The organism is Rhodococcus sp. NKCM2511, assembly GCF_014905595.1.
Classification (GTDB): Bacteria; Actinomycetota; Actinomycetes; order Mycobacteriales; family Mycobacteriaceae; genus Rhodococcoides; species Rhodococcoides fascians.
The window spans coordinates 218089-244904 of the sequence record NZ_BNHJ02000003.1 but is presented as its reverse complement, the minus strand read 5'-3'; the positions used below and the strand labels follow the sequence as shown (position 1 = coordinate 244904).

18 protein-coding genes are annotated in these 26816 nt (G+C 64.9%); 4 read left to right on the top strand and 14 right to left on the bottom strand.

Annotated elements, in window-relative coordinates:
* The first annotated feature begins 98 nt into the window (after nucleotides 1-98).
* Genes JLZ96_RS20640 through JLZ96_RS20625 form a run of 4 tightly spaced genes read left to right on the top strand, consistent with a single transcriptional unit; the run spans nucleotide 99 to nucleotide 10651 of the window.
* Nucleotides 99-6521, top strand: coding sequence for a type I polyketide synthase (locus JLZ96_RS20640; RefSeq protein WP_201011135.1), 6423 nt, complete (start codon nucleotides 99-101; stop codon nucleotides 6519-6521).
* Entirely contained in the window at nucleotides 6518-7894 is a 1377-nt protein-coding gene (locus JLZ96_RS20635) for an aminotransferase class I/II-fold pyridoxal phosphate-dependent enzyme (RefSeq protein WP_032369719.1), read from the top strand. The genes JLZ96_RS20640 and JLZ96_RS20635 overlap by 4 nt, the downstream gene beginning before the upstream one ends.
* On the top strand, nucleotides 7891-10047 hold the full coding sequence (locus JLZ96_RS20630; protein WP_201011134.1) for an MMPL family transporter: 2157 nt from the start codon (nucleotides 7891-7893) through the stop codon (nucleotides 10045-10047). The genes JLZ96_RS20635 and JLZ96_RS20630 overlap by 4 nt, the downstream gene beginning before the upstream one ends.
* Entirely contained in the window at nucleotides 10037-10651 is a 615-nt protein-coding gene (locus tag JLZ96_RS20625; RefSeq protein ID WP_236254188.1) for a GNAT family N-acetyltransferase, read from the top strand. Before JLZ96_RS20630 ends, JLZ96_RS20625 begins: the two co-directional genes overlap by 11 nt.
* Here the strand turns inward: JLZ96_RS20625 and JLZ96_RS20620 are convergent.
* The 14 genes from JLZ96_RS20620 to rplJ form a co-directional block, all read right to left on the bottom strand.
* A complete protein-coding gene (locus tag JLZ96_RS20620) occupies nucleotides 10648-13218 on the bottom strand; it encodes an aminotransferase class III-fold pyridoxal phosphate-dependent enzyme (RefSeq protein WP_236254187.1) in 2571 nt (856 codons plus the stop codon). The genes JLZ96_RS20625 and JLZ96_RS20620 overlap by 4 nt on opposite strands.
* A gap of 212 nt (nucleotides 13219-13430) precedes the next feature.
* Nucleotides 13431-14318, bottom strand: coding sequence for a hypothetical protein (locus tag JLZ96_RS20615; protein ID WP_201011132.1), 888 nt, complete (start codon nucleotides 14316-14318; stop codon nucleotides 13431-13433).
* A 58-nt stretch (nucleotides 14319-14376) separates the two neighbouring features.
* A complete protein-coding gene (locus JLZ96_RS20610) occupies nucleotides 14377-15054 on the bottom strand; it encodes a hypothetical protein (RefSeq protein ID WP_032365277.1) in 678 nt (225 codons plus the stop codon).
* Between the two features lie 83 nt (nucleotides 15055-15137).
* Complete coding sequence (locus JLZ96_RS20605; protein ID WP_032365276.1) at nucleotides 15138-16385, bottom strand: MCE family protein; 1248 nt, start codon at nucleotides 16383-16385, stop codon at nucleotides 15138-15140.
* Nucleotides 16382-17647 carry an MCE family protein gene (locus tag JLZ96_RS20600; RefSeq protein WP_094622919.1) on the bottom strand — a complete coding sequence of 422 codons (1266 nt, stop codon included), beginning with the start codon at nucleotides 17645-17647 and terminating at the stop codon, nucleotides 16382-16384. Before JLZ96_RS20600 ends, JLZ96_RS20605 begins: the two co-directional genes overlap by 4 nt.
* Nucleotides 17648-17676: 29 nt before the next feature.
* A complete protein-coding gene (locus JLZ96_RS20595) occupies nucleotides 17677-18957 on the bottom strand; it encodes an MCE family protein (protein ID WP_032381287.1) in 1281 nt (426 codons plus the stop codon).
* Nucleotides 18957-19955 (bottom strand): MCE family protein, encoded by a 999-nt coding sequence (locus JLZ96_RS20590; protein WP_032365273.1) that lies wholly within the window; start codon nucleotides 19953-19955, stop codon nucleotides 18957-18959. Before JLZ96_RS20590 ends, JLZ96_RS20595 begins: the two co-directional genes overlap by 1 nt.
* Nucleotides 19952-21019, bottom strand: a complete 1068-nt coding sequence (locus JLZ96_RS20585) for an MCE family protein (RefSeq protein WP_032365272.1) — start codon at nucleotides 21017-21019, stop codon at nucleotides 19952-19954. Before JLZ96_RS20585 ends, JLZ96_RS20590 begins: the two co-directional genes overlap by 4 nt.
* The gene (locus JLZ96_RS20580; protein WP_032369724.1) at nucleotides 21016-22371 is read right to left on the bottom strand and encodes an MCE family protein; all 1356 of its coding nucleotides are present in this window, start codon (nucleotides 22369-22371) and stop codon (nucleotides 21016-21018) included. The genes JLZ96_RS20585 and JLZ96_RS20580 overlap by 4 nt, the downstream gene beginning before the upstream one ends.
* Nucleotides 22368-23228 carry an ABC transporter permease gene (locus JLZ96_RS20575; protein WP_032365270.1) on the bottom strand — a complete coding sequence of 287 codons (861 nt, stop codon included), beginning with the start codon at nucleotides 23226-23228 and terminating at the stop codon, nucleotides 22368-22370. The genes JLZ96_RS20580 and JLZ96_RS20575 overlap by 4 nt, the downstream gene beginning before the upstream one ends.
* 5 nt (nucleotides 23229-23233) lie before the next feature.
* A complete protein-coding gene (locus tag JLZ96_RS20570; RefSeq protein ID WP_032365269.1) occupies nucleotides 23234-24028 on the bottom strand; it encodes an ABC transporter permease in 795 nt (264 codons plus the stop codon).
* A gap of 5 nt (nucleotides 24029-24033) precedes the next feature.
* Nucleotides 24034-25203, bottom strand: coding sequence for an ATP-binding cassette domain-containing protein (locus JLZ96_RS20565; RefSeq protein WP_201011131.1), 1170 nt, complete (start codon nucleotides 25201-25203; stop codon nucleotides 24034-24036).
* 489 nt (nucleotides 25204-25692) lie between these two features.
* Nucleotides 25693-26079, bottom strand: a complete 387-nt coding sequence (rplL, locus tag JLZ96_RS20560; RefSeq protein WP_032365267.1) for a 50S ribosomal protein L7/L12 — start codon at nucleotides 26077-26079, stop codon at nucleotides 25693-25695.
* An 81-nt stretch (nucleotides 26080-26160) separates the two neighbouring features.
* A complete protein-coding gene (rplJ, locus tag JLZ96_RS20555; protein WP_032365266.1) occupies nucleotides 26161-26742 on the bottom strand; it encodes a 50S ribosomal protein L10 in 582 nt (193 codons plus the stop codon).
* Between the last annotated feature and the right edge of the window lie 74 nt (nucleotides 26743-26816).

Sequence of the window (26816 nt, the reverse complement as noted above, 5' to 3'; positions counted from 1 at the left end):
GTCGTCGACGAGGGGGTTCGATTCGTCGACGCGCGTCTTTTCTTTTGCGCAACAAACGCATTCGCACAACACAACTCTTTGTCTCTCGGGGGGACAGCATGGTCGCGGTGGCAGTGGTCGGAATCGGATGCAGATTCCCAGGCGGGGTACACGATGGCCCCAGCTTCTGGAAGTTCATGCTCGACAAAGGCGACGGCATCGTCGAAGTACCTGCGGATCGGTGGAACGCCGATCGCTTCTACGACCCCAATCCCGACGCGCCGGGACGCGCCTACACCCGACGCGGCGGATTCCTGACCCAGTCGCTGTGGGACTTCGACCCCGAATTCTTCGGAATGTCGCCTCGCGAGGCCTCGGTGACCGACCCTCAGCAACGTCTCCTACTCGAAGTCGCCTGGGAAGCGCTCGACGACGCCGGGCACGCAGGCCGGGTCAGCGGGCAACCGATCGGAGTGTTCGTCGGCGGATTCACCAACGACTCGGCCGGGCTGCGCGCATCCAGTTCCGCACGCGCCCAGATCAATTCGCACAGCGCCACCAGTTCCTCGCATACGTTGCTCTCCAACCGCATCTCGTTCGCGCTCGATCTCGTCGGACCGTCCATGACGATCGACACCGCATGCTCGTCGTCCCTCGTCGCCGTCCACCAGGCCGTCCGAGCACTCGAGCGCGGCGAATGCACCATGGCCCTGGTCGGCGGAGCCAATGCGATGTTCCGCCCCGAGACGTTCGTCTCGATGTGCAAGGGCAGGTTTCTCTCGTTCGACGGCCGATCGAAGTCCTTCGACGCCGCCGCCGACGGATACGGCCGCGGCGAAGGCGCGGGCATGGTGCTGCTCCGCCCCCTGGCGGATGCGATCGCGGACGGGGACCGGATCTATTCGGTGATTCGAGGTTCCGGCGTGAACCAGGACGGGCGCACCATCGCCATTCCCGTCCCCAATCCCGTCTCGCAACACGCACTCGCCACCCGAGTGTGCGCGGAAGCAGGAATCGAACCCGGACGGGTCGGCTACGTCGAAGCGCACGGCACGGGAACCGCAGTAGGAGACCCACTCGAACTCGAGGCGCTCGGCGGAGCCTACGGCGTGGTCGACGGACGCGAGAGCCCGCTGGTGGTCGGTTCCATCAAAGCCGCGATCGGGCATACGGAAGCGGCCGCGGGCATCGCCGGCCTCATCAAATCGGCATTGACGCTGCACCATCGGACCATCGTGCCGCAGGCGTGGCTGCACACGCTCAATCCGGCAATCCCGTTCGACGAGCTGAACATTCGCATTCCGGTGGCCGTGGAACCCTTCGCCGATGCAGACCCGTACGTGGCCATCAACGGCTTCGGATACGGCGGTACCAACGCGCACGTCGTGATGTCTGCGGCACCGGCCCAGCCCGACGCGCCGGCCACCGGACCTGCGAACGACACCGTCGAACTTCGGCTGTTCCCCGTCTCCGGACGGACCGACACGGCCGCACGTGCGTCCGCCGCGGCATTCGGAACCACGGTGCAGGATCTGATCGATTCCGGCCGCGCGGACGAACTACCTGCGCTCACCTCGGCCGCGTGGTCGCGTCGAGCCCACCACCCTGTCCGGGCCGCACTCCCCTACACCGATGCAGACGACTTGCTCGGCGCCCTGGTCTCGTTCGCGGGCGGCAGTGGGTCGACCGCCCACACCGTCGTCGGCCACAGCGCGGCGCCGGTGTTCGTCTTCAGCGGCATGGGCCCGCAGTGGTGGGCCATGGCCCGCGAACTGCTGCTCGCGGACGGCGAATTCGCCCGTGTCGCACGGCTCGTCGATGCTGCGTTCGTCGACATCGCCGGTTGGTCGATCATCGAGGAACTGACCCGGGACGAGGACGTATCCCGGGTCACCGATACCTCGATCGCGCAACCGGCGAACTTCCTCGTCCAGGTCGCTCTCGTCGCCGAGCTCGGTTCCCTCGGTATAGCACCGACCACGGTCGTCGGACACAGCGTCGGCGAGGTCAGCGCCGCCTACATCAGCGGAGCACTGAGCCTGCACGACGCCCTGCTCGTCAGCTACCACCGCGCCCGATTGCAGGCCACCACAGCAGGCTCCGGCGGCATGCTGGCCGTCGGATTGTCCGAGAACGATGCCATGGCCCGGATCCAGGAGCACGGCGTGTCCGCGGAGATCTCGGTGGCCGCGATCAACAGCCCGACCGCGGTCACGTTGGCAGGCGACACAACCACATTGGCAGCATTCGCCGAGATACTCACCGGCAGCGGAGTTTTTGCCAAGATGCTGCACGTCGAGGTGCCGTACCACAGCCACCTCATGGATCCCATTCTGGCGCAGATCGATTCGGCCCTGCACACCATAGATGCACAGGTCCCTGGTCTCGCGCTGTACTCGACGGTCACGGCAGAGCGAGTCACCGGCGCAGAATGGAACTCGAGCTACTGGTGCGACAACGTTCGACGCCCGGTGCGTTTCGCCGACACGATGGCCGCTCTCATCGCCGACGGCCACCGCGTCTTCCTCGAAGTCGGCCCCCATCCGGTGCTCTCGGGCAACATCAGAGAAATTCTGATCCGAGCCGGCGAGACCGGAACGTCGATCGGAACGCTGGTCCGTGGGGCGGACGACCGATCGAGCCTGACGGCCGCAATCCAGGGTCTGTACGCGAGCGGCTCCTTCGACGGCTCTGCAGCCGTATCGCCACACAGGGAGCTGCCCGCATACCCGTGGCAACGCACCCGCTGCTGGTCCGAGCCCGAATCCTCGATTCTCGACAGGTTCGGTGCCCCCGACACCTACCCCCTGCTCGGCGAACGTTCCGACGCGGCCGGTTCCCACTGGAGCGTCGAACTGGCCGTTGCCCAACTTCCGTGGTTGCGCGACCACGTCGTCGACGGCCTCGTGCTGCTACCCGGTACCGCATACCTCGACGCCGCACTGAGCGCCGCGGCCGCGCGGACCGGACATCCCGAGGCCGCAGCCGAGAACGTGGAGTTCGTCGCCCCGCTGGTGATCGACGCCGACGACGTTCCCGTTCTGCGGATCTCGGTGGAGGACTCGACGAGAAGATTCGTGCTGCGCTCGCGGTCGGCGGCCGACACCCAATGGACCGTCAACGCCACGGGCCGCCTCGTGGAGGGGCGATTCGACGCCCCGTTCGTCGCCGCAGAGATCTCCGACGCCGCCGTCGAGATCACCGGAGACGCGCTGTATCCGCTGCTCGCCGCGGCCGGGTTGCACTACGGACCGGCCTTCCAGGGCATCGTCTCCGCCCGAATCGACCCCGACACAGTCGTCGCTGTCATCGACGCCGGCCGTCACTCCGGCTCCCGCCACCTGGTGCATCCCGCGGTACTGGACACCGCGCTGCAATGCGTCGCTGCACTGGCCGGAACCGCTGCACTGGCTGGAACAGCGCTGGGTTCGTCGGCTGCCGCCGGGGACCGCAGCGGCGCAGTGGTTCCGGCCACCATCGCGTCCGTCCGCAGGTACGGACCGATTCCCGACCATGCCGTCGTCGTGGTGCGGCGCACGGGAACCGACCCGATGCGAGCCGACATCACGGTGACCGACGACGAGGGCCGGGCCGCGGTCGCGTTGGGCGGCGTCGAGTTCAAACCGATTGCGCCGCCGCAGTCGCTGCACACCGAACTGGACCGGTTGTTCTACGAACCGGTGTGGGAATTGCGGGACAACCGCGATGCTCCGATGCCCGCAGCAGACACCGATCACGACTTCGCTCTGGTCGTCGTGCTGGGCGACGCCGCAGCCGACAGCCGAGCACACACGCGCGCCGAGGCCATCGCCCGCGCCCGCCGAACATCGGTGGTGTTGGCGCAGAACACCTTCGACGCCACCGACCTGACCAGAATCCTGCGTACCGGCCTCGAGGCCGACGGTGTCGACCGCGCCACCGTCGTCGCCGTCGCCGGCGAGTTCGCAGACCCGGCGTCGGCCGTGCACGCCCTGACCACCATCGCACGCACCGTGCAGAACGCGCTGTACGGCGACTCGATCGGGCCGGCCTCCGAGCCGGGGTCCGTCACCGCGGTGATAGTGACCGAGAAGGCCTTCTGCATGCCGGGCGATCCCGCCGGCGCGCACCTGACCCACTCCGGCCTCGTCGGTGCCCGACGGTCACTGCGCAACGAACAATCCCCTGCGGCGTGGCGTCTGGTGGACACCGAAGCCGACACCGACCTCGAGCAGGTGGTGACCGAGACGATCGCGTTCGGGCCCTATGCAGGCGACGATGCCGACGAGGTGGCTCTGCGCCAGGGTTCTCGATGGGCGGTGAGACTGCGCAGCAATTTGCGTGACCACATGGCGCTACGCGATACACCCGCCCCGCTACTGGACCGGGAGGCATCCTTCGCGATCGAGGCTCCGGCATCGAAGATGTTGTCCGATATCGCTTTTCGCGCGACAGCGCGCATGGAGCCCGGCCCCGGCCAGATCGAGGTTCAGGTCCGCGCAATCGACATCAACTACAAGGATCCGCTCAAGGTCATGGGAGTGCTGACCGAGCGCGAACTCGCGGGTACCTACTTCGGCACGACACTCGGGCTCGGCGGACTCGGTGTCGTGACTCGCGTCGGACCGAATGTGGACGGCATCGCACCGGGCGATCACATCGGTTTGTGCTCACGAAACATCATGGCGCGCTTCGTCACCCTCGACGCCGACGAAGGGGGCTCGGCGAAGGTACCGTCCGACTGGGAGTTCGGGTGGTGCTCGTCGATCCTGCCGCTGATGTGCGCGCGATTCGGCCTACTCGATCTCGCCCGAGTTCGACCCGGCGAGACCGTCCTGATCCACGGTGCCGCGGGCGGACTGGGATTGGCCGCAATCCAGGTCGCCCGCGGGCTCGGAGCAGTGGTGATCGCGACCGCAGGAACCGAGGAGCGGCGGGCAGTCGCAACCGAGGCCGGTGCTCACCACGTGCTCGCGTCCAGATCACTGAACTTCGCCGACGACATTCGTGTGCTGACCGACGGACGAGGCGTCGACGTCGTCTACAACTCCTCGCCGGGTGAGATCATGGCCCAGAACCTGCATGTGGCAGCGGAATTCGGCCGCATCGTCGAGCTGGGGAAAGCCGACATCTACTTCGGCGGCGTGCTGGACCTCGCCCCGTTCGATCGCAATCTCACCTTCTTCGCCGTCGACATGGACCGAATGTTCGAGTTCAAGCCGGCTCTGGCGCGGCAGGTCACCGAGGCCGTCATCGCGGGGTTGGTGGACCGCACGTACACACCGCTGCCGTACACGACGTACCCGCTCGCTCGCGTCGCCGACGCGTTCGACGCTGTCGTGCGCTCCACTCACACCGGCCGCGTCGTACTGTCCTTCGACGACGACATGCCCTCGGTCCGGCCCGAGGTCCCGACCGTACGCATCGATCCCACGGCCGCCTACATTGTCACCGGCGGATTCGGCGCGTTCGGAATGGCGATCGCGCGCTGGCTCGTCGCCGAGGGCGCACGACACCTCGTACTCGTCGGGCGCAGCGGAGCAACCACCGAGACCGCCATCGCGGGAGTCGCCGCGTTCGAGGCAGCCGGAGTACGAGTGGTCGCCGAACGCGTGGACATCTCGCACTACGACGCAGTGGCCGAACTGATCGGACGCACCGTCGCCGACGCACCGCTCGGCGGGGTGTTCCACACCGCCGGGGTGGTGGACAACCTGCCGGTCGCGAACATCACCGAACAGTCCGTTCGAGAAGTGTTCGCGCCCAAAGTAACCGGCGCACTGAACCTCGATCGCGCACTCGACGTCTCCGGTATCGATCCTGCGATCTTCGTCCTGTTCTCCTCGATGAGCAGCCTCAGCGGTGGCACCCCGCAGGTGTCCTATTCCGCCGCCAACTCCGTGCTCGATGCACTCGCCTGGTCCCGGCGTGCCCGCGGTAAGTCGGCATTGACGGTCAGTTGGGGCGCGATGAGCGGAGGGGGCATGGCGGAAACTGCGGAGGAGGTGGTGCGCTACCTCGACATGCTCGGCTTTCGCAATGTCGACATGGACGCAGCGGCCCGCTATCTGGGCGAATGCCTGACGCTGGATCTCCCGCACGTGGCCGTCGTCGGAATCGACTGGGAACAATGGGGTATCGCCAACCCCGCGTCCGCGCACATCCCACGCTTCGCAGCGCACATCGCCGCAGCGAGCACCGGCGGGTCGGGCGTCACCGCACTGCACGCCGAAATACTCGCGCTGCCCGAGGACCAACGCGCGGACGTGCTGACGTTCGTTCTGGCCGAGCAGCTCGCTGCCGTCATGGGCATCGATCCGGATGCAGTCGACACCTCGACACCGTTACCGGAACTGGGCCTCGACTCACTGATGGCAGTCGAATTCGCCGCTCGGGTCGGCAAATCCGTGGGTCTCGAAATGTCGGTGCTCGAGTTCGGGCGTGGTCAAGGCCTTGCCGCGATCGGAGCGAAACTCGCTGCGAGCATCACCAGGAATGCCGCCGCGGGTAACGCCGCATCCACCGTGCCCCCGTCCGCACCTCTGGAAGCGGTCGCACCATGAGCGTCGATTCACGAGAGATCGCTCGCAGGCTGCTCGCCCGCGGCGGGTACTCCACGGTGAACGTGGACACCGGCCCCGAGTCGATCGGCCGTGGACCCACAGCCGCCGAACCTGCCGCCGCAGGGCACGGTAAGGGGCAGCGAAGCGGGTCTCTGGCCGACCATCCCGACGTCGCGGCGACCACCGCGCAATTCGACGGAGTCGATCGAATGTTCGCGGAACTCGGTGTGCCCAACCCGCTCTACCTGCCGCACGACGGCACGGCCGGCGCGACCATCCGACAGCTCGACCGCGACATGATCAACTTCGGCAGCTTCAACTACCTGGGCCTGAGCTCGGACCGGCGCGTCATGGACGCAGCCAAGGACGCGATCGATCGTTACGGAACCTCGGTGTCCGGCAGCCGCATCGTGAGCGGCCAGATTCCGCTCTACGAGGAGTTCGAGTCGGCGCTCGCCCGCATCTACGACGTCGACGACACGGTGATCACCGCAAGCGGGTACCTCACCAACGCCGCCGCGGTCGGCTACCTGCTGGGCAAAGGTGACCTGGCAGTGTGCGACACCCTGGTCCACAGCAGCATCGTCTCGGGGACCGAATGGGCAGGGTGTCGACGAGTGTTGTTCCGTCACAACGACCCCGATGCACTCGAGGCGATACTGAAGATGTCGCGCGGTAGTTTCGCACGCGCGATGGTGATCCTCGAAAGCCACTACAGCATGGACGGCGACGTCGCCGTACTCCCCGAGTTGATCGCCGTGGCCCGGCGTTACGACTGCGCCGTGATGGTCGACGAAGCACACGCGTTCGGCGTACTGGGTCAGCGCGGCCTCGGCATCCGCGAACTCTACGACCTGCCCGGCGACGCCGTCGACCTGTGGATGGGAACCATGTCCAAGGCCCTCGGCAGCGTCGGCGGGTTCCTGGCCGGCTCCCGCGAGCTGATCCGCGGATTCAAGTACTCCGCACCGGGATTGAGCATGTTCACCGCCGGACCCGCGCCGTCCGCAGTGGCAGCGGCGAACATGGCGCTGAACGTGCTCACCGCCGAACCGGACCGTGTCGAACGCCTGCGCGAGAACGGCCGCTATGCGTTCACCCGCGCACGCTCTCACGGGTTCGACACCGGGACCGCCGAGGGCACGTCCATTCTGCCGATCGTCATCGGCGACACCCAAGGAACCGTACTGGCCTGCGTCGCACTGTTGCACCAGGGCATCAACGTCAACGCCATCACCTATCCCTCGGTACCGGTGGGCCAGGAACGGCTTCGGTTCTTCCTCTCGAGCGAACACACGCACGCACAGATCGACGCCGCGTTGACCGCACTGGCGTCCTTCGTCGACGGCGTCGGCGCCCCGGGTGCGTCGTGACCACCGGCACCGGACCGGTCGACTTCGTCGTCGAACGTGCGCGGTGGGTACTGGTCACCGTGGTCGCGCTCGTGTTGGCCGCGGGTGCGTGGGGCATCGGTGTCGTCGACGAACTGAGCCTGGGCGGGTACACCGACCCGGCCAGTGAATCGGCCGAAGTGGACGCGTTGGTCGAATCGCGTTTCGGCCGAAAGGTTCCCGACGTCGCGGTGGTCTACACCCCGACGGACGGACGCTCGATCGACGACATCGGCAACACCGTTCTCGGTCGGCTCGACGACATCGACGACGGACTGCTCGCCCGCGCTCCCATCACCTACTGGACCGTGCCGGACGCGTTCGCGTCGGGTCTGCGATCGTTCGACGGCCGGTCCGCACTCGCGGTCCTGACGCTGACCGGCGACGAGGACCGACGCGTCAAGACCTACCGGGACCTGCGCGCGGAGTTGACGATCGACGGCGCGACCGTGCAGTTCGGCGGCTTCTCGGCCATCGCCGACGCCTACAACGAGCAGGCGCGAGCGGATCTGGTGCGGGCCGAGACCATCACGTTCCCGATTCTGCTCGTCCTGTTGCTGCTGATCTTCGGCGGACTCGTCGCTGCCGCAACGCCGTTGGTCATCGGCGGCATGAGCGTCGTGGCGTCGCTCGCCGTACTGCGAGCACTGAACGAGGTCACCGAAGTATCGGTGTTCGCCACCAATATCGCCTCGCTCGTCGGGCTCGGGATGGCCGTCGACTACAGCCTGTTCGTCATCACGCGTTTCCGTGAGGAACTACGCGACGGCCGAGACCCGGCAGATGCGGTGCGTCGCACGATGTTCACCGCAGGCCGCACCGTGGCGTTCTCGGCCCTGTTGCTCGTATGTGGGTTCGTGGGCATGCTGATCTTCCCGCAGTCGATGATTCGATCTCTCGGCTTCGGCGGCATGGCCGCGGTGGCCGTTGCTGCCGTCATCTCACTGACCGCGCTGCCCGCAGCGCTCGCGATCCTCGGACACCGTATCGACTCGTGGAGTTGGCGCACAGGCGCGATCGACCGAGGCGACGCCCGCGCCCAGCGGTTCTGGGGCACGGTCGCAGACCGCGTCATGCGCAGACCGGTGCTCGTCGCCGTATCCATCTTCGCGATACTTGCACTGCTCAGTGCGCCGATTCTCGGTGCCCGGTTGGGCGATCTCGACCACACGGGCCTCCCCTCCGACGCGTCCGCAAAAATTGCCACCGAGAAGCTGTTCACCGAATTCCCGCTCGCGAACACCGGTGTCACCGTCCTCGTCGAATCCGACACCGACTCCCCACCGAGTCCCGCAGCGGTCGCCGAAGTGACCAGAGCGGTCGACGCGTCGCTCGGTGTCGTTGCAGCAGTCCCCGGCGGAACCATGGACAACCTGACCGTCGTCGACGCCATCATGAGCTCACCCGATCGCACGGCAGGTGCCCTGGAGACACTGGACTCCATCCGGTCGATCCCGGCCCCGAACGGGACGACACTGCGCGTGGGCGGCGGCACCGCGCAGAGCCAGGACGGCATGGACGCCATCTACGCGACGCTTCCGTGGATGCTGACCATCATGGTTCTCGCCACGTTCGTGATGACGACGATGGCGTTCCGCTCGATCGTGCTCAGCGTCAAGGCAATTGCGATGGCATCGATAAGCCTCGGTGCCACCTTCGGAGTGCTCACCTGGATCTTCGTCGACCGCCACGGTGCCGAGTGGATCGGCGTCACCCCGGGGCCGTTGCAGTCGACGATGAGCATCCTCATCATGGCCATGGTGTTCGGCCTGTCGACCGACTACGAGATCTTCCTGCTCTCCCGCATCGTCGAAGCACACGATTCAGGAGCCACCACCCGGGACGCCGTCCGCATCGGTGCCGCCCACACCGGACGCGTCGTCACGGCCGCCGCGCTACTGCTCATCACCGTCACCGCATTCTTCTCGCTGTCCGAACTCGCCATGATGCGGCTCGTGGGTATCGGCATCATCGTCGGTCTCGTCATCGACGCCACCATCGTGCGCATGATGCTGGTGCCCGCGCTCGTCGCGTCGATGGGCAACGCCAACTGGTGGCTGCGCCCCACCCCAAAGCGACCGCAGGCCACACCACGTCCGCACTCGCCCGCAGAGGAGACCAGCCGTGCCCATTGAGATCCGAACGGCCACCACAGCAGACATCGCCGAGATGTCCGCGATGATGGCACGCGCCTTCCAGGACGACGACCCGGTCAGTGAATACTTCTTCCCGGACGCGTCCAGCCGCCCGAGCAAACAGCGGCGCATGATGGCCGCACTGATCCGCCACCGCTACATTCCCGCAGGTGGGGCCGACCTCGCCGTCGAGAACGGCCGCATCGTCGGAGTGTCACTGTGGCATCCACACGACGCCCCCGCGACACCGCGGTGGCGACAGCTGGTGTCCGGTCCACATCTGTTGTGGGCCATGGGTTCCGGCACCCGGGCCGGCATCGAGATGGATCGGCTCCTGACCGAGAACTCCCCCGCCCCCGACGCTGTGCTGTGGGTCTACCTCGGCGTCGAACCGTCCACACACCGATCCGGGGTCGGTGCTGCGCTGTCGGCCCACGTGCAGGCGCGCACCGATCGCGAGGGCCGACCTCTGTACGGAATCTGCAAGGAGGGCAACCTCGGATTCTGGACGGCGATGGGCTTTGTGCCATGGGGAACCGCCCGCATCGGCGCGACGGGACCGGAGGTCCACCTGCTCTCACGACCTCCGGCCCCGGTCACCTAGTGAGCGTCCTGACGCCACCGGGTGGCCTCGGCGAGCGTGAAGCCGTGAACGTCGGCCAGCGCACCCAACCGTTCGACATTCTCACCGTCCAGAGTGGTCCCGATGCTGCGGAGCGCGAATTCGCCCGACAATGCGATGAGCATCGTCTCGGCCATGCACGCGTACGTCAGCCCCGGAGCCAACCCGTACGTCAAACCGAAGTCCGAGCCCGACGGCACCCGCACGATTCCGCCGTCGAACACCGTCACGTCCGGCCGTTCACCGCGGACGTCCCGGCCGATGTTCGGTGGCTGCGCCACGTCGCAGACGATGGCACCCTGCATCAGGTCCGTCGGATCGATCAACGACTGCGGAGCCGACGTCGCCGCGATGACGATCAGCGAATCACGCACAGCAGCAACAGGATCGGTGAAGAATTCGATGTGTCGCGAACGGATCAGATCGTCGAGGTCGCCGTCGACCTCGGCGGCAGCCACCGCTAGGTCACCCGAACCCGAACCGGCACTCGCCACCATCTCCTGCGCCGCAGCCCACAACTTCGGCGCGATCACCGAGTTCTCGCCGCGCCTGCCCACCAACGCGATACTGCCGACCTCACCGGCCAATTGCTTGCCGATGGTCCGTCCGATCGCCCCACCCGCACCGAGAATCGTCACCCGAGCGCGCGCGACATCGATACCCCGTTCCTGGCATACACGTCGGACGGCCCGCAGACTCGCGGCCGCGGTGAAGGTGTTGCCCGTCGTGATCGGCCGAGATGTCGCACCGAGACCCAGCCCGTTTCCGGTGATCACCGACGAGTACCCGCCGAGTCCGACCACGGTTGCCCCGCGCGAGATCGCGAGTTCGACGGCTCCGCCCACCACTGCCAGCGCACGCTCGGTCGGCAGCTGCAGCAACTGCTGGGAGGTGTACGGCAGCCCGATCAGGTCGCCGTGCGCAGTGGCGTCTCCGAATCCGGACACCCGCCCGCTGCCGATGACGAACGAGGCCGGATCGAGCTCGGACGTCGACGCGGCGAATCGCTCCAGCAAGTCCTGTCTCTCGGCATTGTCGAACACCTCGAGCGCAGGATCGAACGCAGCGAAGAAGCCGAGATCGAGAGGATGGGCGATGAAGGCAAAGCGTCGATCGCCCGGCCGTACCGCGATGTCGGGAGTACGGCCCGGACGCAATGCCGTGAGCGCCGCGGGAGTGGCGACAGTCGGACGCCCGAGCAGATGTCCGAACAATCCGTCCATGTCCCCTTCGGCCGCGTAGCCGAGCGCGCGATCGAGGGCAGCGACCAGACGCGAGCATGCCGACGACGAGACCGTCAACGGTGGTTCGATACGAATCACCCTGTTGCCGAACAGAGTCGGAGCCACGCGAATGCCCTCGACGTTGAGCAGATACGAGCAGATCACCGCGGACAGGTTGTGCTGATCCGCGATCGAACCGAGCAGCGACTGCCGTCCGACGAAGTTCACATCCGCGGTGAGTTCGATGCCCAGCAGTAATCCGCGACCACGTACCTCGGTGACCACTGAGGGGTACTTCTCGGCCAGGCCGGCCAGATCGTTCTTCAGCTGTCGTCCGAGCGCGGCAGCTCCGGTGACCACCGCGCAGTCGTCTCGGGTCAACTCCTCGAGCACGGCCAGGCCGACCCGTGCGGCCAACGCGTTGCCCGCGAACGTCGACGTGTGGCGAAGAGCGAAACTCTCCCCCACCAACTCCGGGCGGCACAGCACCGCGCCCACCGGCACGATCCCGCCGCCGAGCGCCTTCGCGAGAGTCAGAATGTCGGGAACCACGCCCTCGTGCTCCGCCGCGAACATCCGGCCGGTCCGACCCAATCCCGTCTGTACCTCGTCGAGCGCGAGCAACACACCGTGGCGGTTGCAGATCTCCTGGACGTGCCGCAAGTAGCCGTCGGGCGGGCACACCACGCCGCCCTCACCCTGAATCGGCTCGACGAGGAACACCGCATAGTGATCCGGCGCAGCCGCCAGAGCCGCCTCTAGTGCCTCTGCATCGCCGAAAGCGATGTGGTCGAATCCCGATACCGGAGCCCCGAATCCACTCTGGTACTTGATATTTCCCGTCGCCGACAGCGCCCCCAGCGTCTTGCCATGAAAACTGTTCCCGGTCGTCAACACCCCGAGGCGGCCGGTATGGGCCCGCGCGATCTTCAGCGCCACCTCGGTCGCTTCGGTGCCACTGTTGACGAACGTCGTACGCGTCAATCCCTCGGGTGCGATTCTCCCCAGACGATCGGCCAGTTCACCTGCGGCGGTGAGCACCGAGGGCTGCACGAAGATGGGCTCGCCGCTGCACCGAACATCGTTGATCGCCTGCCAGATCGGCGTCGGCCCGTGCCCGAACGGCAGCGCCCCGTAGGCACCCGCGAAGTCCAGATACCGACGGCCCGCAGAATCGAACAGCACGGTGCCGTCGCCGCGGACGTACTCACGATCGAGATTCAGTGCAGTCAGCAGTCGGTACAACTCGGGATTGACGCTGCCCGCAAATCCCGAGCGACCCGACCGCTCGGGTACTACAGATACATCGATTGTCGTGTCAGTCATGACCAGCATGCTCCGTTTTCATCGGATCCATCCCTGGCCGTCGAGCATCGAATGGTTGTCCCGAACAACCAGGGCTCGCCCCAAGCCAGGACGCAAACGCGATGGTAGACCTGGCCAGGGACACCGACGGAGACCGTGAAAACAACGAAAAGCCCCGTCCGAGCAGCGCTGACGCTGCATCGGACGGGGCCGAAGTATCGACCGGTCGGGGTCTACTGGTCGTCGATCGCCGACAACTTCCAGGTGCCGTCGATCTTCTCCATGTTGACCGTCAGAGGGCCTTCCGCACTGCCGGAGGCAACGCCGTTCTGAGTCGCGCTGATGTTGACGTTCGCGATCAGTTCGGCCTTGTCGTCCTCGAGTCGCGAGACGCCGATATCGGTGACCATTGCCTCGGTGCCGGTATCGGTTTGCACCACAGCAGATTTGGTGGTGTCGGCGGTGGAGTTGAACTCGTCGAGCATCGACTGATTGAGCACCGCCCGCGCCGCATCGAAATCTGCATCGATCGTCTCGGCCTTGTACGTGTACAGGGTCTGCAGAGCGTCGGTAGCTGCCGACGTCACCTCTTGCGTCCCCGAAGAATCCACCCACGCCTTGTTGTCGATCGTCGCGAACGGCTTGAATGCAGCGACGGCTGCGAAAGCACCGAGAACCACGGCGATGACCGCGACCGCGATCACGTGCTTGAACCCGATACCCGACGCCGACTTCGGCGATTCGGTCGTCTCGGTCGAGGTCGAGGTGGGCGCGACCGGTTTCTTCAGCCCGGCCCTGGACGGGCGCGACTTGTCCTGCTGCGTGTCTACGGGCTGCGTCTCGGCCGGCTGTGTCGTGGCCGGGGCTGTCGTGGCCGTATCCGTCTCGACCGGATCTGTCTTGTCCAGTCTGGGCTTCTCCGACGCGGGTGTGGTGCCGACGGCTGTCTCGGCAGCCGTGGTGTCGGGTGCCGCTGTCTCGGGTGCCGTTGTGTCGGGTGCCGTGGTCTCGGGTGCCGGTCCGTCGGTCTCGGCCGACGTCGGCTTGGCGGTGCCGGCTACCTTTCGACGTACCTTGCTGGTGGTCGTGGGGGGAACGATCTTGCGACGCTGGGGAGGCACTGCAGAACTCCTTCGAGGCTTACTTCTGTACAGATGGACGACGGCGCTGCCGGCAAACTCAGTTGCCGCCGGTGTTCGGCTGGGGGGCCGGCGTCGCTTCCGTACTGGGGTCGACCGCGTTGGGGTCGGTGGGACCACCCGGTTCCGTCGGAATGACGGGATTGGTGTTCGGGTTGTCGAGAGAGATCCGCGAACCGATGGGATCGACCTTGTTGGTCTTCCACACCCCGTCTACGTCTTCCATGGCCATCCGCATGGTCAGCTTGCTGCGCTCCACCCGGTCGGGCCAGGTGGTGGTCGTGGCGATGACGACGAGCGCCGTTGCGGTGTTCTCGTCGGTGCTCAGCTCGGTGAGGGTGCCGTGCAGCACCTCGGCCTCGCTCTTGGCACCGGACTGACGAACCTGATCGGTGATTCCCGAACGGGTCTGCTCCAGATCGTTGAGCATCAGATCACCGGTGATCGACGACTTCATGTTGTCGAACGACTGGTCGATGTTGGCTGCATCCACAGTGTTCAGGTTGACCGCAGCCTGCTGAGCGCCGGTGAGCGCCGCATCGCGGGTGTCGGCGGTGGGCTTCTCACTCAACAGCGCCGTGCCCCAGCCGTATCCGAAGAACACGGCCGCTGCGAGCGCCGCCACGGCAATCACCGTGACGACGGCCAACAGAATCTTTGCTGTTTTGCTTGACCCTGGAGTCGCGGGCGACTCCAGGGTTTCGGTGCTCGAGTTCACACTGTCACCCTACTACTCGGTAATATCCGGCCGAACCGCTCTCGGCCCGATAGTAGTGCTGAGCAGCAGTTCCTTCGGTCCCGCTACTTCGGCGTAACGCCGAGGAGCGGTGCCAACTGGGTGGCGATGGGATTGAGGTTGAGCTTCTCGGGATCGACCTTGGGCTTGAGGTCCCACGGCTGCGGCACGTCCGGATCGGCGAACACGATTCGGTTCGCGCTACGGACACCGGTGACGCTGCCCTGCGGCGTCGCGCAGTTCGCATCGAGGTTCAGCGGGTAGTTCTCCCGAGTCTCGTCGAAGTTCGGATTCTTCCGCTTCTCCTCGTCCAAGATGGCCTGGCTGCCCTCGTAGCCGACAGTGCACGGCGGCGGGTTGTTGGTTTCGAGCAACAGACCCTGATGGATAGTGCCGTCGTTCGGGACGATGGTCGAGATACCGGCACCGAGCGCAGGCAGGAACGTCAGGAACGGACGGAGCGCGACCGTCCGCGGCTCGGCCTGAGCCGCGACCAGGGCCAGATTGTTGATATCGGTCGTCAACGCCGGGCCTGCGTCGGTGATGAGACCACCGACCTGGTCTCCGGCAGCGGTTCCGGTATCGATGAGACGACGGATATCGGGATCGCTCGACTTCAGCTGAGCCGTCACCTGATCCAGGCTCGTGCTGAATTCGCGGATGAGATCCGACTGCTCGGACTGTGTGTCGAGCACCGGCACCGCGTCACGAACCAGCGACAGAGTCTGCGGTAGAGCCTCGTTGGCCGACTCGGAGATGTTCCCGAGCGAATCGACCAGAGACTGCAGGTCGTTGCCCTTGCCGTCGAACGCGACACCGAGCTCGTTGACCACATTGGTCAACGTGTCCAGCGGCACCGACCTGACCAACGTGTTCGTGTTCGCGAGCACGTCCTCCACCGGAACCGGCGTAGCGGTGTCGGCCTGTGCGATCTCCGAACCGTCCACCAGGAACGGACCCTGATCGGACTGCGGCTGCAGGTCGACGAACTGCTCGCCGATCGCGGAACGGTTCGCGACGACGGCCTTGGTGTCGGCCGGGATGTCGGGTCCACCGTTGTCGAGTTTGAGTGCCACCCGGACACCGTCCGACGTCAACTGCAGATCGCCGACGGTTCCGACCGGCACACCGCGGTACGTCACCTCGGCATTGGAGAAGATGCCGCCGGAGTCGGCCAGGTTGAGTGCGACCTCGTACTGCCCGAACCCGAGCATGTTGTCCAGGCGGACGTACTTGCCACCGACGTAGATCAGCCCGAGCAGGGCGACCACGACGAACGCGACCAACTGAAAGCGAACGAGCTTCGATCTCACTGTCCAACTCCGAATCGTTCGAGCAGATCGGTCACGGGAGCCAACGGGTCGAACGGTGCAGGCTCGGCAGCACCGGCGGCCTCACCCGCAGGCGCACCCGGTCCGGGAACCGGCGACGGAATGATGGGCGGCAACGGCAGCAGCGAGATCGTCGGCCAGCCTGGACGCGGGCCGTTTCCGTTGTAGTACGGATTCGACGGATCCACGACCGGCAGCGTGTTGCCGTACTTCGGCTGGATGTAGACCGGATCGCCCTCTCCCACACCGAAGTTCCGCAGCGCCGTACCGATCGAGAGATCCAGCGAGAGGAACAGGTTGGCCGAGTTGCCCTCGATGATCTTCTCGGTGCCGTCCGCGAACGGCAGTGTCGGGATCACCGCGAGCGAGGTGACGACGTCGTCCGCGGAATCGGCCAGGGCCTGCAGCGTCGGACGCAGTGCACGCAGATCTGCGATCAGGTCGTCCTTGGAGCGATCGATGACATCGGTGCCGACGGCCCCGAGTCGATCGAGTGCCCCGAGCATCTCGGTGAGCTGCGGGCGCTGCTTCTCGAGAACTTCCGTCGCAATCGGCAGGTCTTTGAGAACTGCGTCGATCTTGTCGGTCTGCGAGTTGACGCGACCACTGAGAGTGTCGAGACCGTCGATGGCGCGGGTGATGTCGTCGCGCTGCTGATTGAGACCGTCGATCAACGTATTGGCCTGCTGCAGAAGCTCTTTGGTCTTGCCTTCGCGACCGTCGAACGCCGTGCTCAGCTCTTTGACGATCGGCGAGAGCTGCCCGACGCCGCCGCCGTTGAGCAGCAGCGACAGGGCACCGAGTACCTGCTCGATGTCGGTTGCGTGGCGGGTGCGATCGAGCGGGATCGTGGCACCGTCCTGCAGACGTGCAGCCTCTTCGTCACCGGGAGGTGCGGAGAGCTGCACGAACTTCTCACCGAGCAGGTTGGTCTGCTGCACCGACGCGATCGCGTTGGCCGGCAGATCCACGTCGGAGTTCAGGATGACGTTGACATCGGCGGTCCACCCGTCGTTCGGCACCGAGATGGAGTCGACGCGACCGACGGGGACACCGTCGACCTTGACGGTCGACTGCGGCACCAGGTCCAGCACATCGTCGAACTGCACCGTCAGATTGAACGGGTTGTCGCCGACGTCGGCACCACCGGGCAGCGGGATGGCATAGATGCCGGCCGACGAGCACGCGCCGGCAGACAGCGCCACCACACACAACCCGGCTCCGAGGGTCAACGAACGTTTCACGCGAGCTCGATTCCGATTCACAGAGGTCATCACTGTCCTCCCCCGATGAGCGACTGCTCGAGACCTGGCATGGTGGTGGACCCCAGTCTCGGCGAGACGTTGCCCGGCACGGTGCCCGGCACGGACACGTTCTGCTCGATGTCGTTGGTGAGAACCCCGAACGGCAACACAAGCCGATTCTGGTCGGCAAGAGGAGCCTGGATCATGGTGGTGATGTTGGCGCACTGATCGATGATCGGCTGAATCTGCGCACCGAGCGCCTCGAAACGCGGGTCACCGGGTACCAACTTGCCGAGGTCGAGCAATCGGCAGACGGTTCCGAGCGGATCCTGGGTCTCGTTCTGCAGATTGGCACGCGAGGCCAGCGTGCCGGATTCTGCGTCGTAGGCGTTGACCAGGTTGCTGATGGCCAACGGCAGCAGCGTCAGAGTTTGCACGAGCTGCTCACGGTTGTCGGCAAGGGTCTGAGTGGGGACCACCAGACCGTTCGCTGCGGTGGTCAGCTCGGTCCGGTTGTCCGCCACGAACGTCGCCACGTCACCGAGGGACACCGAGAGCTGCTGCAGGGCGGCTCCCAGGTCCTCGCGCTGGCCCGACAGGAAGCCCGTCAGATCGGCGAGCTGACTGTTGAAGTTACGAACCTGCTGATCGTTGACGGCCAGCGCACTGACGAAGGTCTGCAGATTCTTGATCGTGTCGAAGACATCGGAGCGCGAGTCGCTCAACGTACGGCCGGCAGCCGAGAGCTGAGTGATGCTGTTGCCCAACGCTTCCCCGTTGCCGTCGAGGTTCGCCGCACCGGTGTTCACGAGGTCGGTGAGAGCGCCGTCCTTGTTCGCGCCGTCCGGACCGAGAGCAGTGGACAGATCGTTGATCGACTTGTACAGCTCGTCGACCTCGACGGGAGTGGCAGTGCGATCACGGCCGATCGTGGTGCCGCTGGCCATGGTGTCGCCGCCGGTGTAGACGGGCGAGAGCTGGACGTAACGGTCGGCGACGAGCGACGGGGTGACCTGGACGGCCTTCGCGTCGGCCGGAATGTCGATGCCGCGATCGACTCGCATGACGACCTCGACGTCTTCACCCAACGGCGTGACCGATTCGACGGTACCCACCTTGACGCCGAGAACTCTGACCTCGGATCCAGAGTAGATGCCGATCGACTTGTCGAAGTAGGCGGTGATCTTGGTCGAACCGGCCCTGGTGAACAGCCACCAGCCGGCGACGGCCAGAACCAGCGCCACGATCACGACGACCGCGATCAGTGCGAGCTTGTTCTTGTTCCTCGGTGCTGCCTGAGTCTCTGTCATCAGTTCCCCGCCAACGTATCGAGCGCGGGCTGGCGGTAACCAGGTATCAACGGAACTCCGGGTGGGGTGAGGTTGGCCAGAACGATGTCGAGCCATCGGCCGTTACCGGTCACGTTGGTGTAGAGCCGGATGAACGGCTCGTACAGCTTCAGCGCCCGGTCGAGATTGTCGTTGTTGCGTTGCAGGATGTCGATGACGCCGTTGAGCTGTTGCAACATCGGGTTGATGGTTGCCTCGTTGTCACGGACCAGACCGGTCAGCTCCTGCGACACACGTTGTGTGCCGGTGAGCAGCTGGGAGATGGCCTGCTGCCGATTGTTGAGCTCCTCGAGCAGTGGACCCGCATCGGTGATCAGTTTGTTGAACTGCTCGTTGCGGTCGGCCAGCACCTTGGAGGTTTCGCCGGTGGCTGCGAACAACTTCTTGAGTTCCTCGTCGCGGCTGGCCACCGTCTGCGACAACCGAGTCACGCCGTCGAGCGAGGCTCTGATGTTGGCCGGGGTCTCGGAGAACGCGTCGGACAACGTCCGCATGCTGGTGGCGAGCTGGTCGGTGTCGATGTCGTTGATCGTCGACGCCGCCGCCGAGAACGCGTCGATGACGTCGTACGGAGAGGTGGTGCGCGCCAACGGAATCGGATCTTTCGGGCTCAGGGTGTCCGAGCCACTCGGATCCAGTGCCAGGTACTTCTGCCCCAGCAGAGTCTTGATGGCGATGGCCGCTCGCGACTCGTTGCCGACCCAGGCGTCCTGCACCGTGAAGTCCACGAGCACCCGGTCGCCGTCGAGCCGCACGTCGGTGACCTTGCCGACCTTGACCCCCGCGATACGGACTTCGTTGGACGGCTTCAGACCTGCGGCTTCACTGAACTCCGCGGTGTACACCGAACCTGCACCGATGATCGGGAGACGGTCGAGGAAGAAGACCGACATCGTGGCGAGCAGGATGATCGCGATTCCCAGTGCCCCGATGGTGGCCGGACTACGTCGAGATGTCATTGCTTGATCCCCCCAGCTTTGCAGCGCTCTGCCGAGTTCGTGTACAGGGGCTGATTGACGGTCGGAAGCCCGGTCGGCAAATTCAGGTTCGGCGAATACCCCGGTCCGGCGACGATGTCGATACCGCAGAGGTAGAACGTGAACCAGGATCCCTGCTGAGCCGTACGAATCAGCTTGTCGAGCTTGACCGGCAGATTTCCGAGGACCGCGTCCACGTCGGCGCTGCGTCGATTGATGGTCTCCGACAACGTGTTCAGCGCTGTGACCGAACCCTGGATCGACGGCCGTGTCGGCTCGAGCAGGTCCGCGGTGGCGTTGGTCAGTCCGGCCAGCGAGGTCACGGCCGAGCCGACGACGTCGCGGTCGGCCGACAGGCCCGACACGAGCTGCTGAGTGTTGACGATGAGGCTGTCGAGCTGCCCGTCGTTCTGGTTGACCGTGGCGAGCACGTTGTTGAGGTTGGTGATGACCTGACCGATGACCTGATCCTTGTCGGCCACGGTGTTGGTCAGACTCGCAGTGTTCTTGACCAGTTCGTTGATGGTGCCCGATTCCCCCTGGAACACCTGGATGATCTGGTACGAGAGCTTGTTGACGTCATCTGCGCTGAGCGTGGTGAACAGCGGGCGGAATCCGTCGAACAGAGTCGTCAGGTTCACTGCGGGCTTGGTGCGCTCGAGCGGGATGGTCGCTCCCCCGGTGATCTTCTTGCCCTGATCGCCCGAACCCTGCTCGATGGCGATGTAGCGCTGACCGACCAGGTTGCGGAAGCGAATGGTGGCCGTCGAACTCGCCGGCAGCCAGTCGCGACTGCTCAGCGTGAAGTCGACCTTCGCCTCTCGTTCGTTGGCGATCTCGATCTTGTCGACCTGCCCGACGCGAACGCCGGCAATTCGGATCTCGTCACCCTCGTTGAGCGAGGTGACATCGGTGAACATGGCCGAGAACTTGGTACCACCACCACCGCTCGAGTTCGCGATGGTGAAGGCCAGGGTGGCTGTGGCGATGATCGTGATCACGGCGAACACGACCAACTTGATGATCGGCGCGAGAAGGCCTCTCATGGCACGGTCACCTCCACTCCTCTCAATGCCGGTGCGCCGAGTGCGGCGGCCCACGACGGAACAGTCTCTGGTGCAACACCACTCGCTTGTCCGTAAATGACGGCAAGGGTGTCACGCTCGAAGTCCGAGCCCTCGTAGCTCGCGGGCTGTGCAGACGCGGAGACAGCGGGAACGATGGAACTCTGAGCCGACTTCGGTGGGCCCTGCCCGGGGATCTCCTGCGGGCCGGGATTACGGGTCGGTACCTGGTAGGACCCGTCGTTGACCGAACCTCCCGGGTACTGCGGGAAGAACTCTCCCGGTGCCGCCGGCTCGAAGCAGGTGGCTCCGCGGTCGTCGAACAGCCGTGGCTCGTCCTGGTTCGGCAAGTAACGGCCCTTCGGGTTGACGAACGATGCGGACACGTTGATTCCGGGGTACTCGTCGCCCTCACCGAGGACGATCTTGCCGCGCCTGGCACCTTCGGCGAACTGACTGAAGGTGCAGCCGAACGTCGGCGAGAACTCGGCCAGCAAATCGAGAGCCTCTCGCGAGTTCGAGGCGAGACCGATCAGATTCTCGGAGTTGACCTGCAAGAAATCGGCGGTCGTGTTCGATGCCGACGTCAGCGAGCCGTAGAGCGTCTCGAGGCTGGACTGCCGCTCGACGACCGTATTACCCGTCGTACGCAGGTTGTCCAGCGCCGAGATCAGCTCCGGTGCCGCGTCTGCATAGGTCTGGGAGAAGTCGGCGAGACCCACCAGCGTCTGCTGGATGTTCGGCAGTTCGGTGTTGAGACCGGACACGACATCGGTGAGGTCGTCGATGGTCTGTCCGAGCTGCTCGCCGCGTCCGCTCAGGCCCTGCGCCAGTGACCCGAGGGTATTGGCGAGGTCCTGCGGCGGGATGGCTTGCAGCAACGGCAGCAACCCGTCGAGCAGCTGCCCGACCTCGATCGCGTTGCCGCTGGTGTCCTGTCGAAGAACGGTGCCGTCGGAGATCGGCGACGCCGAATCGTTCTCGGGCACGATCAGCGAGACGTAGCGCTCGCCGAACAGGGTCTTCGGCAGCAGCCGCGCAGTGGCATTCGACGGGATCAGCGGAGCCTTGTCCGGATCGATGGCGAGCTGCGAGGTGACGACGCCGTCGACGGTCGACGCCGAGCGCACCTCGCCGACGATCATGCCGCGCACCTTCACATCTGCGTTCATCGGCAGAGCGTTGCCGACCGAGTCGGTTTCGAGGCTGACGTTGACGACCGATTTGAACGTCTTGTTGTAGGAGGTGATGCTCCATCCGAGAAACAGGATGAGTACCAAGAAGAACGCAAGTCCGAGCAGTACTCGCTTCAGTCGCGACGGCGAGTCGATCATCCGGCAACCCTCACTGTGGTGGTCGTGCCCCAGATGGCGAGGCTCAGGAAGAAGTCCAGTACCGCGATCGTGACGATCGCCGTACGTACTGCGCGACCCACCGCGACGCCGACGCCTGCCGGTCCGCCGGAGGCGTGGTAGCCGTAGTAGCAGTGGATCATGATCAGCACGAACGCGAAGATGAGCACCTTGAGGAAGGAATACAGCACATCTTCTGGAGGTAGGAACAAGTTGAAGTAGTGGTCGTACGAGCCGGACGACTGCCCGTTGAAGATCGTGCTGATTCCGCGGGAAGCGACGTACGAGGCAAGCAGACCGACGATGTAGAGCGGGATCACCGCGACGAATCCGGCGATCATGCGGGTGGTGACGAGGAACGGCACGCTGGGCACTGCCATGACTTCGAGTGCGTCGATCTCCTCCGAGATACGCATCGCGCCGAGCTGGGCGGTGAAACCACAACCGACGGTGGCGGACAGTGCAAGCCCGGCCACGATCGGTGCAATTTCACGGGTATTGACGTAGGCGGACAGGAAGCCGGTCAACACCGAGCTGCCGAGCTGTTCCAGGGCGGCGTAACCCTGCAGACCGACGACGATGCCGGTGAAGCCGGACATCATCACGATGACACCGATGGTGCCGCCGATGACGGCGAGCGCGCCGCTGCCGAAGGTGACCTCCGCCAGCAGGCGGAGAACCTCCTTCTTGTAATGGACTGCGGTCTTGGGTATCCACCCGATGGCCCGCAGATAGAACGACATCTGCTCGCCTGCGCGATCGAGCACGTTGAGCGGGGCATTGCCGACGCGCTTGACGCGCATCAGCGTGCGGTCACCGCGACCTCTGGCGATCGTCATCGCGGTTACGCTCCCTTCGCTGGTACGACCTGGAGGTAGACCAGGGTGAGAATGAGGTTGGCGAAGAACAGCAGCAGGAACGTGATGACAACCGTCTGGTTCACAGCTTCACCGACACCCTTGGGGCCGGGGTTGGGATTCAGGCCCTTGTACGACGCGATGATGCCGGCGATGAGACCGAAGATCGCCGCTTTCGCTTCTGCGACATACAGATCGGGTAGCTGAGCCAACGCGGAGAACGACGCCAGGTAGGCACCGGGGGTACCACCCTGCAGGATCACGTTGAAGAAGTAGCCACCGACGATGCCGACGACCGAGACGAGTCCGTTGAGCAGCAGCGCCACGAGGATCATGGCCAGCACTCGCGGAACGACGAGGCGGTGAACCGGATCGATTCCCAGTACCCGCATCGCGTCGATCTCCTCGCGAATGGTGCGAGAACCGAGGTCGGCGGTGACGGCAGAACCGGCCGCACCGGCCACCAGGAGGGCGGTCACGATCGGACTGCCCTGCTGGATGACGGCGAGCACGCTGGCTGCACCGGTGAACGATTCGGCACCGAGCTGCTTGATCAGCGAACCGGTCTGCAGCGATACGACCGCGCCGAACGGAATGGCGACCAGTGCCGTCGGCAGAATCGTCACGCTGGCGATGAACCAGGCCTGCTCGATGAACTCGCGGAACTGGAACGGCCTACGAAAGGTGTTTCGGACCACCTCGACGAACAGTTCGACGATATTGCCCGCTTGTGTCAGAGCGGCGTTCGCGGGCGCGAACGCGGACTTCTTCGATCCCCCCATGTCTGCTATTGACCCCGACCTTGTGTTGGAGCTTGGTAGCCCTGCTGATCATGTCCTTGGTCGTAGCCTTGTTGGCTGTACCCCTGTTGGTCGTAGCCCTGCTGGCCGTACCCCTGTTGGTCGTAGCCCTGCTGGCCGTAGCCCTGCTGGTCGTAACCCTGCTGGTCTGCGTACGCCGGGTAACGCTGCCCCGAGTCGGTGCTGTCGAGGCTCTCCTGGATCGCGACCTGAGCGCTGTGCGGCAGGGTGTGCATGATCTGGCGCACCCGCTCCTGCCTGCGTCCGACGGCCTGGCGCACCGGCGTACCCGGGGTGGCCTTCATCTGCGGCACGATGCCTTCGACGTCGTCGACGCCACCGGCGTGGTGACCGGCGTCGACCATGGCCTGCTCCTGCGCCATCTGCGCCTCGTCCTTCTCTTCCGACATTCCGATCGGCCCGATCATCGTGCCGTTCAGGAATTGCTTGACCACCGGCTCGTCACTGGTGAGCAGCACCTCACGGGGGCCGAACATGACCAGCTGACGACGGAACAGCATGCCGATGTTGTCGGGGACCGTTCGAGCCAGATTGATGTTGTGCGAGACGATGAGGATCGTGGCATCGATGTTGGCGTTGATGTCGATCAATGTCTGCGAAATGTACGTCGTACGAACAGGATCGAGGCCGGAGTCCGGCTCGTCGACGAGAATGATCTCCGGGTCCAGCACCAGCGCGCGGGCGAGGCCGGCACGCTTGCGCATACCACCGGAGATCTCACCGGGCAGCTTGTCCTCGGCACCGAGCAGACCCGTCAGTTCGAGCTTCTCCATGACGATCTTGCGAATGTCGGACTCGGACTTCTTGGTGTGCTCGCGAAGCGGGAAGGCGACGTTGTCGTAGAGGTTCATCGAGCCGAACAGGGCACCGTCCTGGAAGAGCACTCCGAACAGCTTGCGGATCTCGTAGAGCTCACGCGAGGAGCACTGCAGGATGTCGGTTCCGTCGATGAAAATCTTGCCCTGCTCGGGGCGAAGGAGACCGATCAGCGACTTGAGGAAGACCGACTTACCGGTACCGGAAGGACCGAGCAATGCACTGACTTCACCCTTCGGCAGAGTCAACGTCACGTCCTGCCAAATCTTCTGTACACCGAAAGACTTGGTCAATCCTTCGACCGAAACCTCGACTCCCACGCTGACCTCCACAATTCATACACATCGACCCGGATGTGGGTTGCGTCACTGTATCCCATGCACGTGTCCGCTCCGACACAGGAGCTTACCGCCCGGTAAGAACTTCCCCGAGTCAGGCTGTAGAGCTTGCATCAGTGTGGCTCATCTCACGCGAGCCGGTCGGGAAGTCGCCCGAACTGTGACAAGTCCCTGCCGTCGGATTCTGTGACAAGACACAACTGCACCCGGCCGAGACCATTCGGAAAGCTTCGGACTTCGGCGTTCACGAGTAAACAGTGACGCGTTGCCGATGTCCCGGGATCGAGAAGACTCCGTGATCGGTCACAACGCAGCGCGATGCGATCCGCATCGAACACAGGAGAAGGCTCCATCGAACGCAGGAGCAGCCCTCCCCCGAACACAGAAAAGGGCCGCCCTCACCGAAGTGAGGACGGCCCCTTCTGTGCGCTCGATGTTAAGAGCGCGAAGTACGACTGCAGTGAAGCGGTCTTACTTGACGGAGATCTTTGCGCCGGCGGCTTCCAGCTTCTCCTTGGCAGCCTCGGCTGCATCCTTGGCGACCTTCTCCAGGATTGCCTTCGGAGCGCTCTCGACGAGGTCCTTGGCTTCCTTCAGGCCGAGGCCGGAGACGACCTCACGGACGACCTTGATGACCTGGATCTTCTTGTCGCCGGCCGACTCGAGAACGACGTCGAACTCGTCCTGCTCTTCGGCTGCCTCAGCCGGAGCGCCTGCTCCGCCTGCTGCTGCAACTGCGACGGGAGCAGCTGCGGTGACCTCGAAGGTCTCCTCGAATGCCTTCACGAACTCGCTGAGCTCGAGGAGGGTGAGCTCCTTGAACTGGTCGAGCAATTCTTCGGTGCTGAGCTTCGCCATGGTGGCGGTCCTTCCTGTAAGTACCTGGCCGCTGATCCGCGACATGGTGTTGGTGTGGAGCTGTTCGCTAATGCCAGCGGATCAGCTTTCGGCGGGAGCTTCCGCCGGTGCTTCTGCTTCTGCAGGGGCCTCGGCTGCGGCAGGTTCGCCGGCAGCCTTCTTCTCCTGCAACGCGAACGCCAAGCGGGCGAACTGCGATGCGGGAGCGTTGAACAGGCCTGCAGCCTTCGACAAGTTGCCCTTCATGGCGCCGGCGAGCTTGGCCAACAGGATCTCGCGAGACTCGAGGTCTGCGATCTTGTTGATCTCGTCCACGGACAGCGTTGCGCCGTCCATGTAGCCGCCCTTGATGATCAAGGCCTTGTTGTCCTTCGCGAAGGCCTTGATGGCCTTCGCAGCGTCGACCGGCTCGCCCTTGATGAATGCAATGGCGGTCGGTCCGACGAACAAGTCGTCGAGGCCGGTGATGCCGGCATCGGCAGCTGCGCGCTTGACCAGGGTGTTCTTGGCGACGGAGTACGTGGCACCTTCGCCGAGCGCACGCCGGAGCTGAGTCAGACCGGAAACCGACAGGCCACGGTATTCCGTGACGACGGCAGCCGTCGAACCCTTGAACTGGTCGGTGATCTCCGAAACTGCGGAGACCTTTTCGGGCTTTGCCATACTTCGCCTCCTCTCGTGGGAAGTTGTGTCGATCGCGAGAGGGCCGGAAAACGACGAACGCCCCGGTGCAGGAA

What these genes read in the sequence shown, in the direction of transcription:
- JLZ96_RS20580 (WP_032369724.1), bottom strand. Translation starts at nt 22,371, where the DNA reads ATGATCGACTCGCCGTCGCGACTGAAGCGAGTACTGCTCGGACTTGCG.
- JLZ96_RS20570 (WP_032365269.1), bottom strand. Translation starts at nt 24,028, where the DNA reads ATGGGGGGATCGAAGAAGTCCGCGTTCGCGCCCGCGAACGCCGCTCTG.
- rplL (WP_032365267.1), bottom strand. Translation starts at nt 26,079, where the DNA reads ATGGCGAAGCTCAGCACCGAAGAATTGCTCGACCAGTTCAAGGAGCTC.
- JLZ96_RS20620 (WP_236254187.1), bottom strand. Translation starts at nt 13,218, where the DNA reads ATGACTGACACGACAATCGATGTATCTGTAGTACCCGAGCGGTCGGGT.
- JLZ96_RS20595 (WP_032381287.1), bottom strand. Translation starts at nt 18,957, where the DNA reads ATGACAGAGACTCAGGCAGCACCGAGGAACAAGAACAAGCTCGCACTG.
- JLZ96_RS20590 (WP_032365273.1), bottom strand. Translation starts at nt 19,955, where the DNA reads ATGACATCTCGACGTAGTCCGGCCACCATCGGGGCACTGGGAATCGCG.
- rplJ (WP_032365266.1), bottom strand. Translation starts at nt 26,742, where the DNA reads ATGGCAAAGCCCGAAAAGGTCTCCGCAGTTTCGGAGATCACCGACCAG.
- JLZ96_RS20575 (WP_032365270.1), bottom strand. Translation starts at nt 23,228, where the DNA reads ATGACGATCGCCAGAGGTCGCGGTGACCGCACGCTGATGCGCGTCAAG.
- JLZ96_RS20640 (WP_201011135.1), top strand. Translation starts at nt 99, where the DNA reads ATGGTCGCGGTGGCAGTGGTCGGAATCGGATGCAGATTCCCAGGCGGG.
- JLZ96_RS20635 (WP_032369719.1), top strand. Translation starts at nt 6,518, where the DNA reads ATGAGCGTCGATTCACGAGAGATCGCTCGCAGGCTGCTCGCCCGCGGC.
- JLZ96_RS20585 (WP_032365272.1), bottom strand. Translation starts at nt 21,019, where the DNA reads ATGAGAGGCCTTCTCGCGCCGATCATCAAGTTGGTCGTGTTCGCCGTG.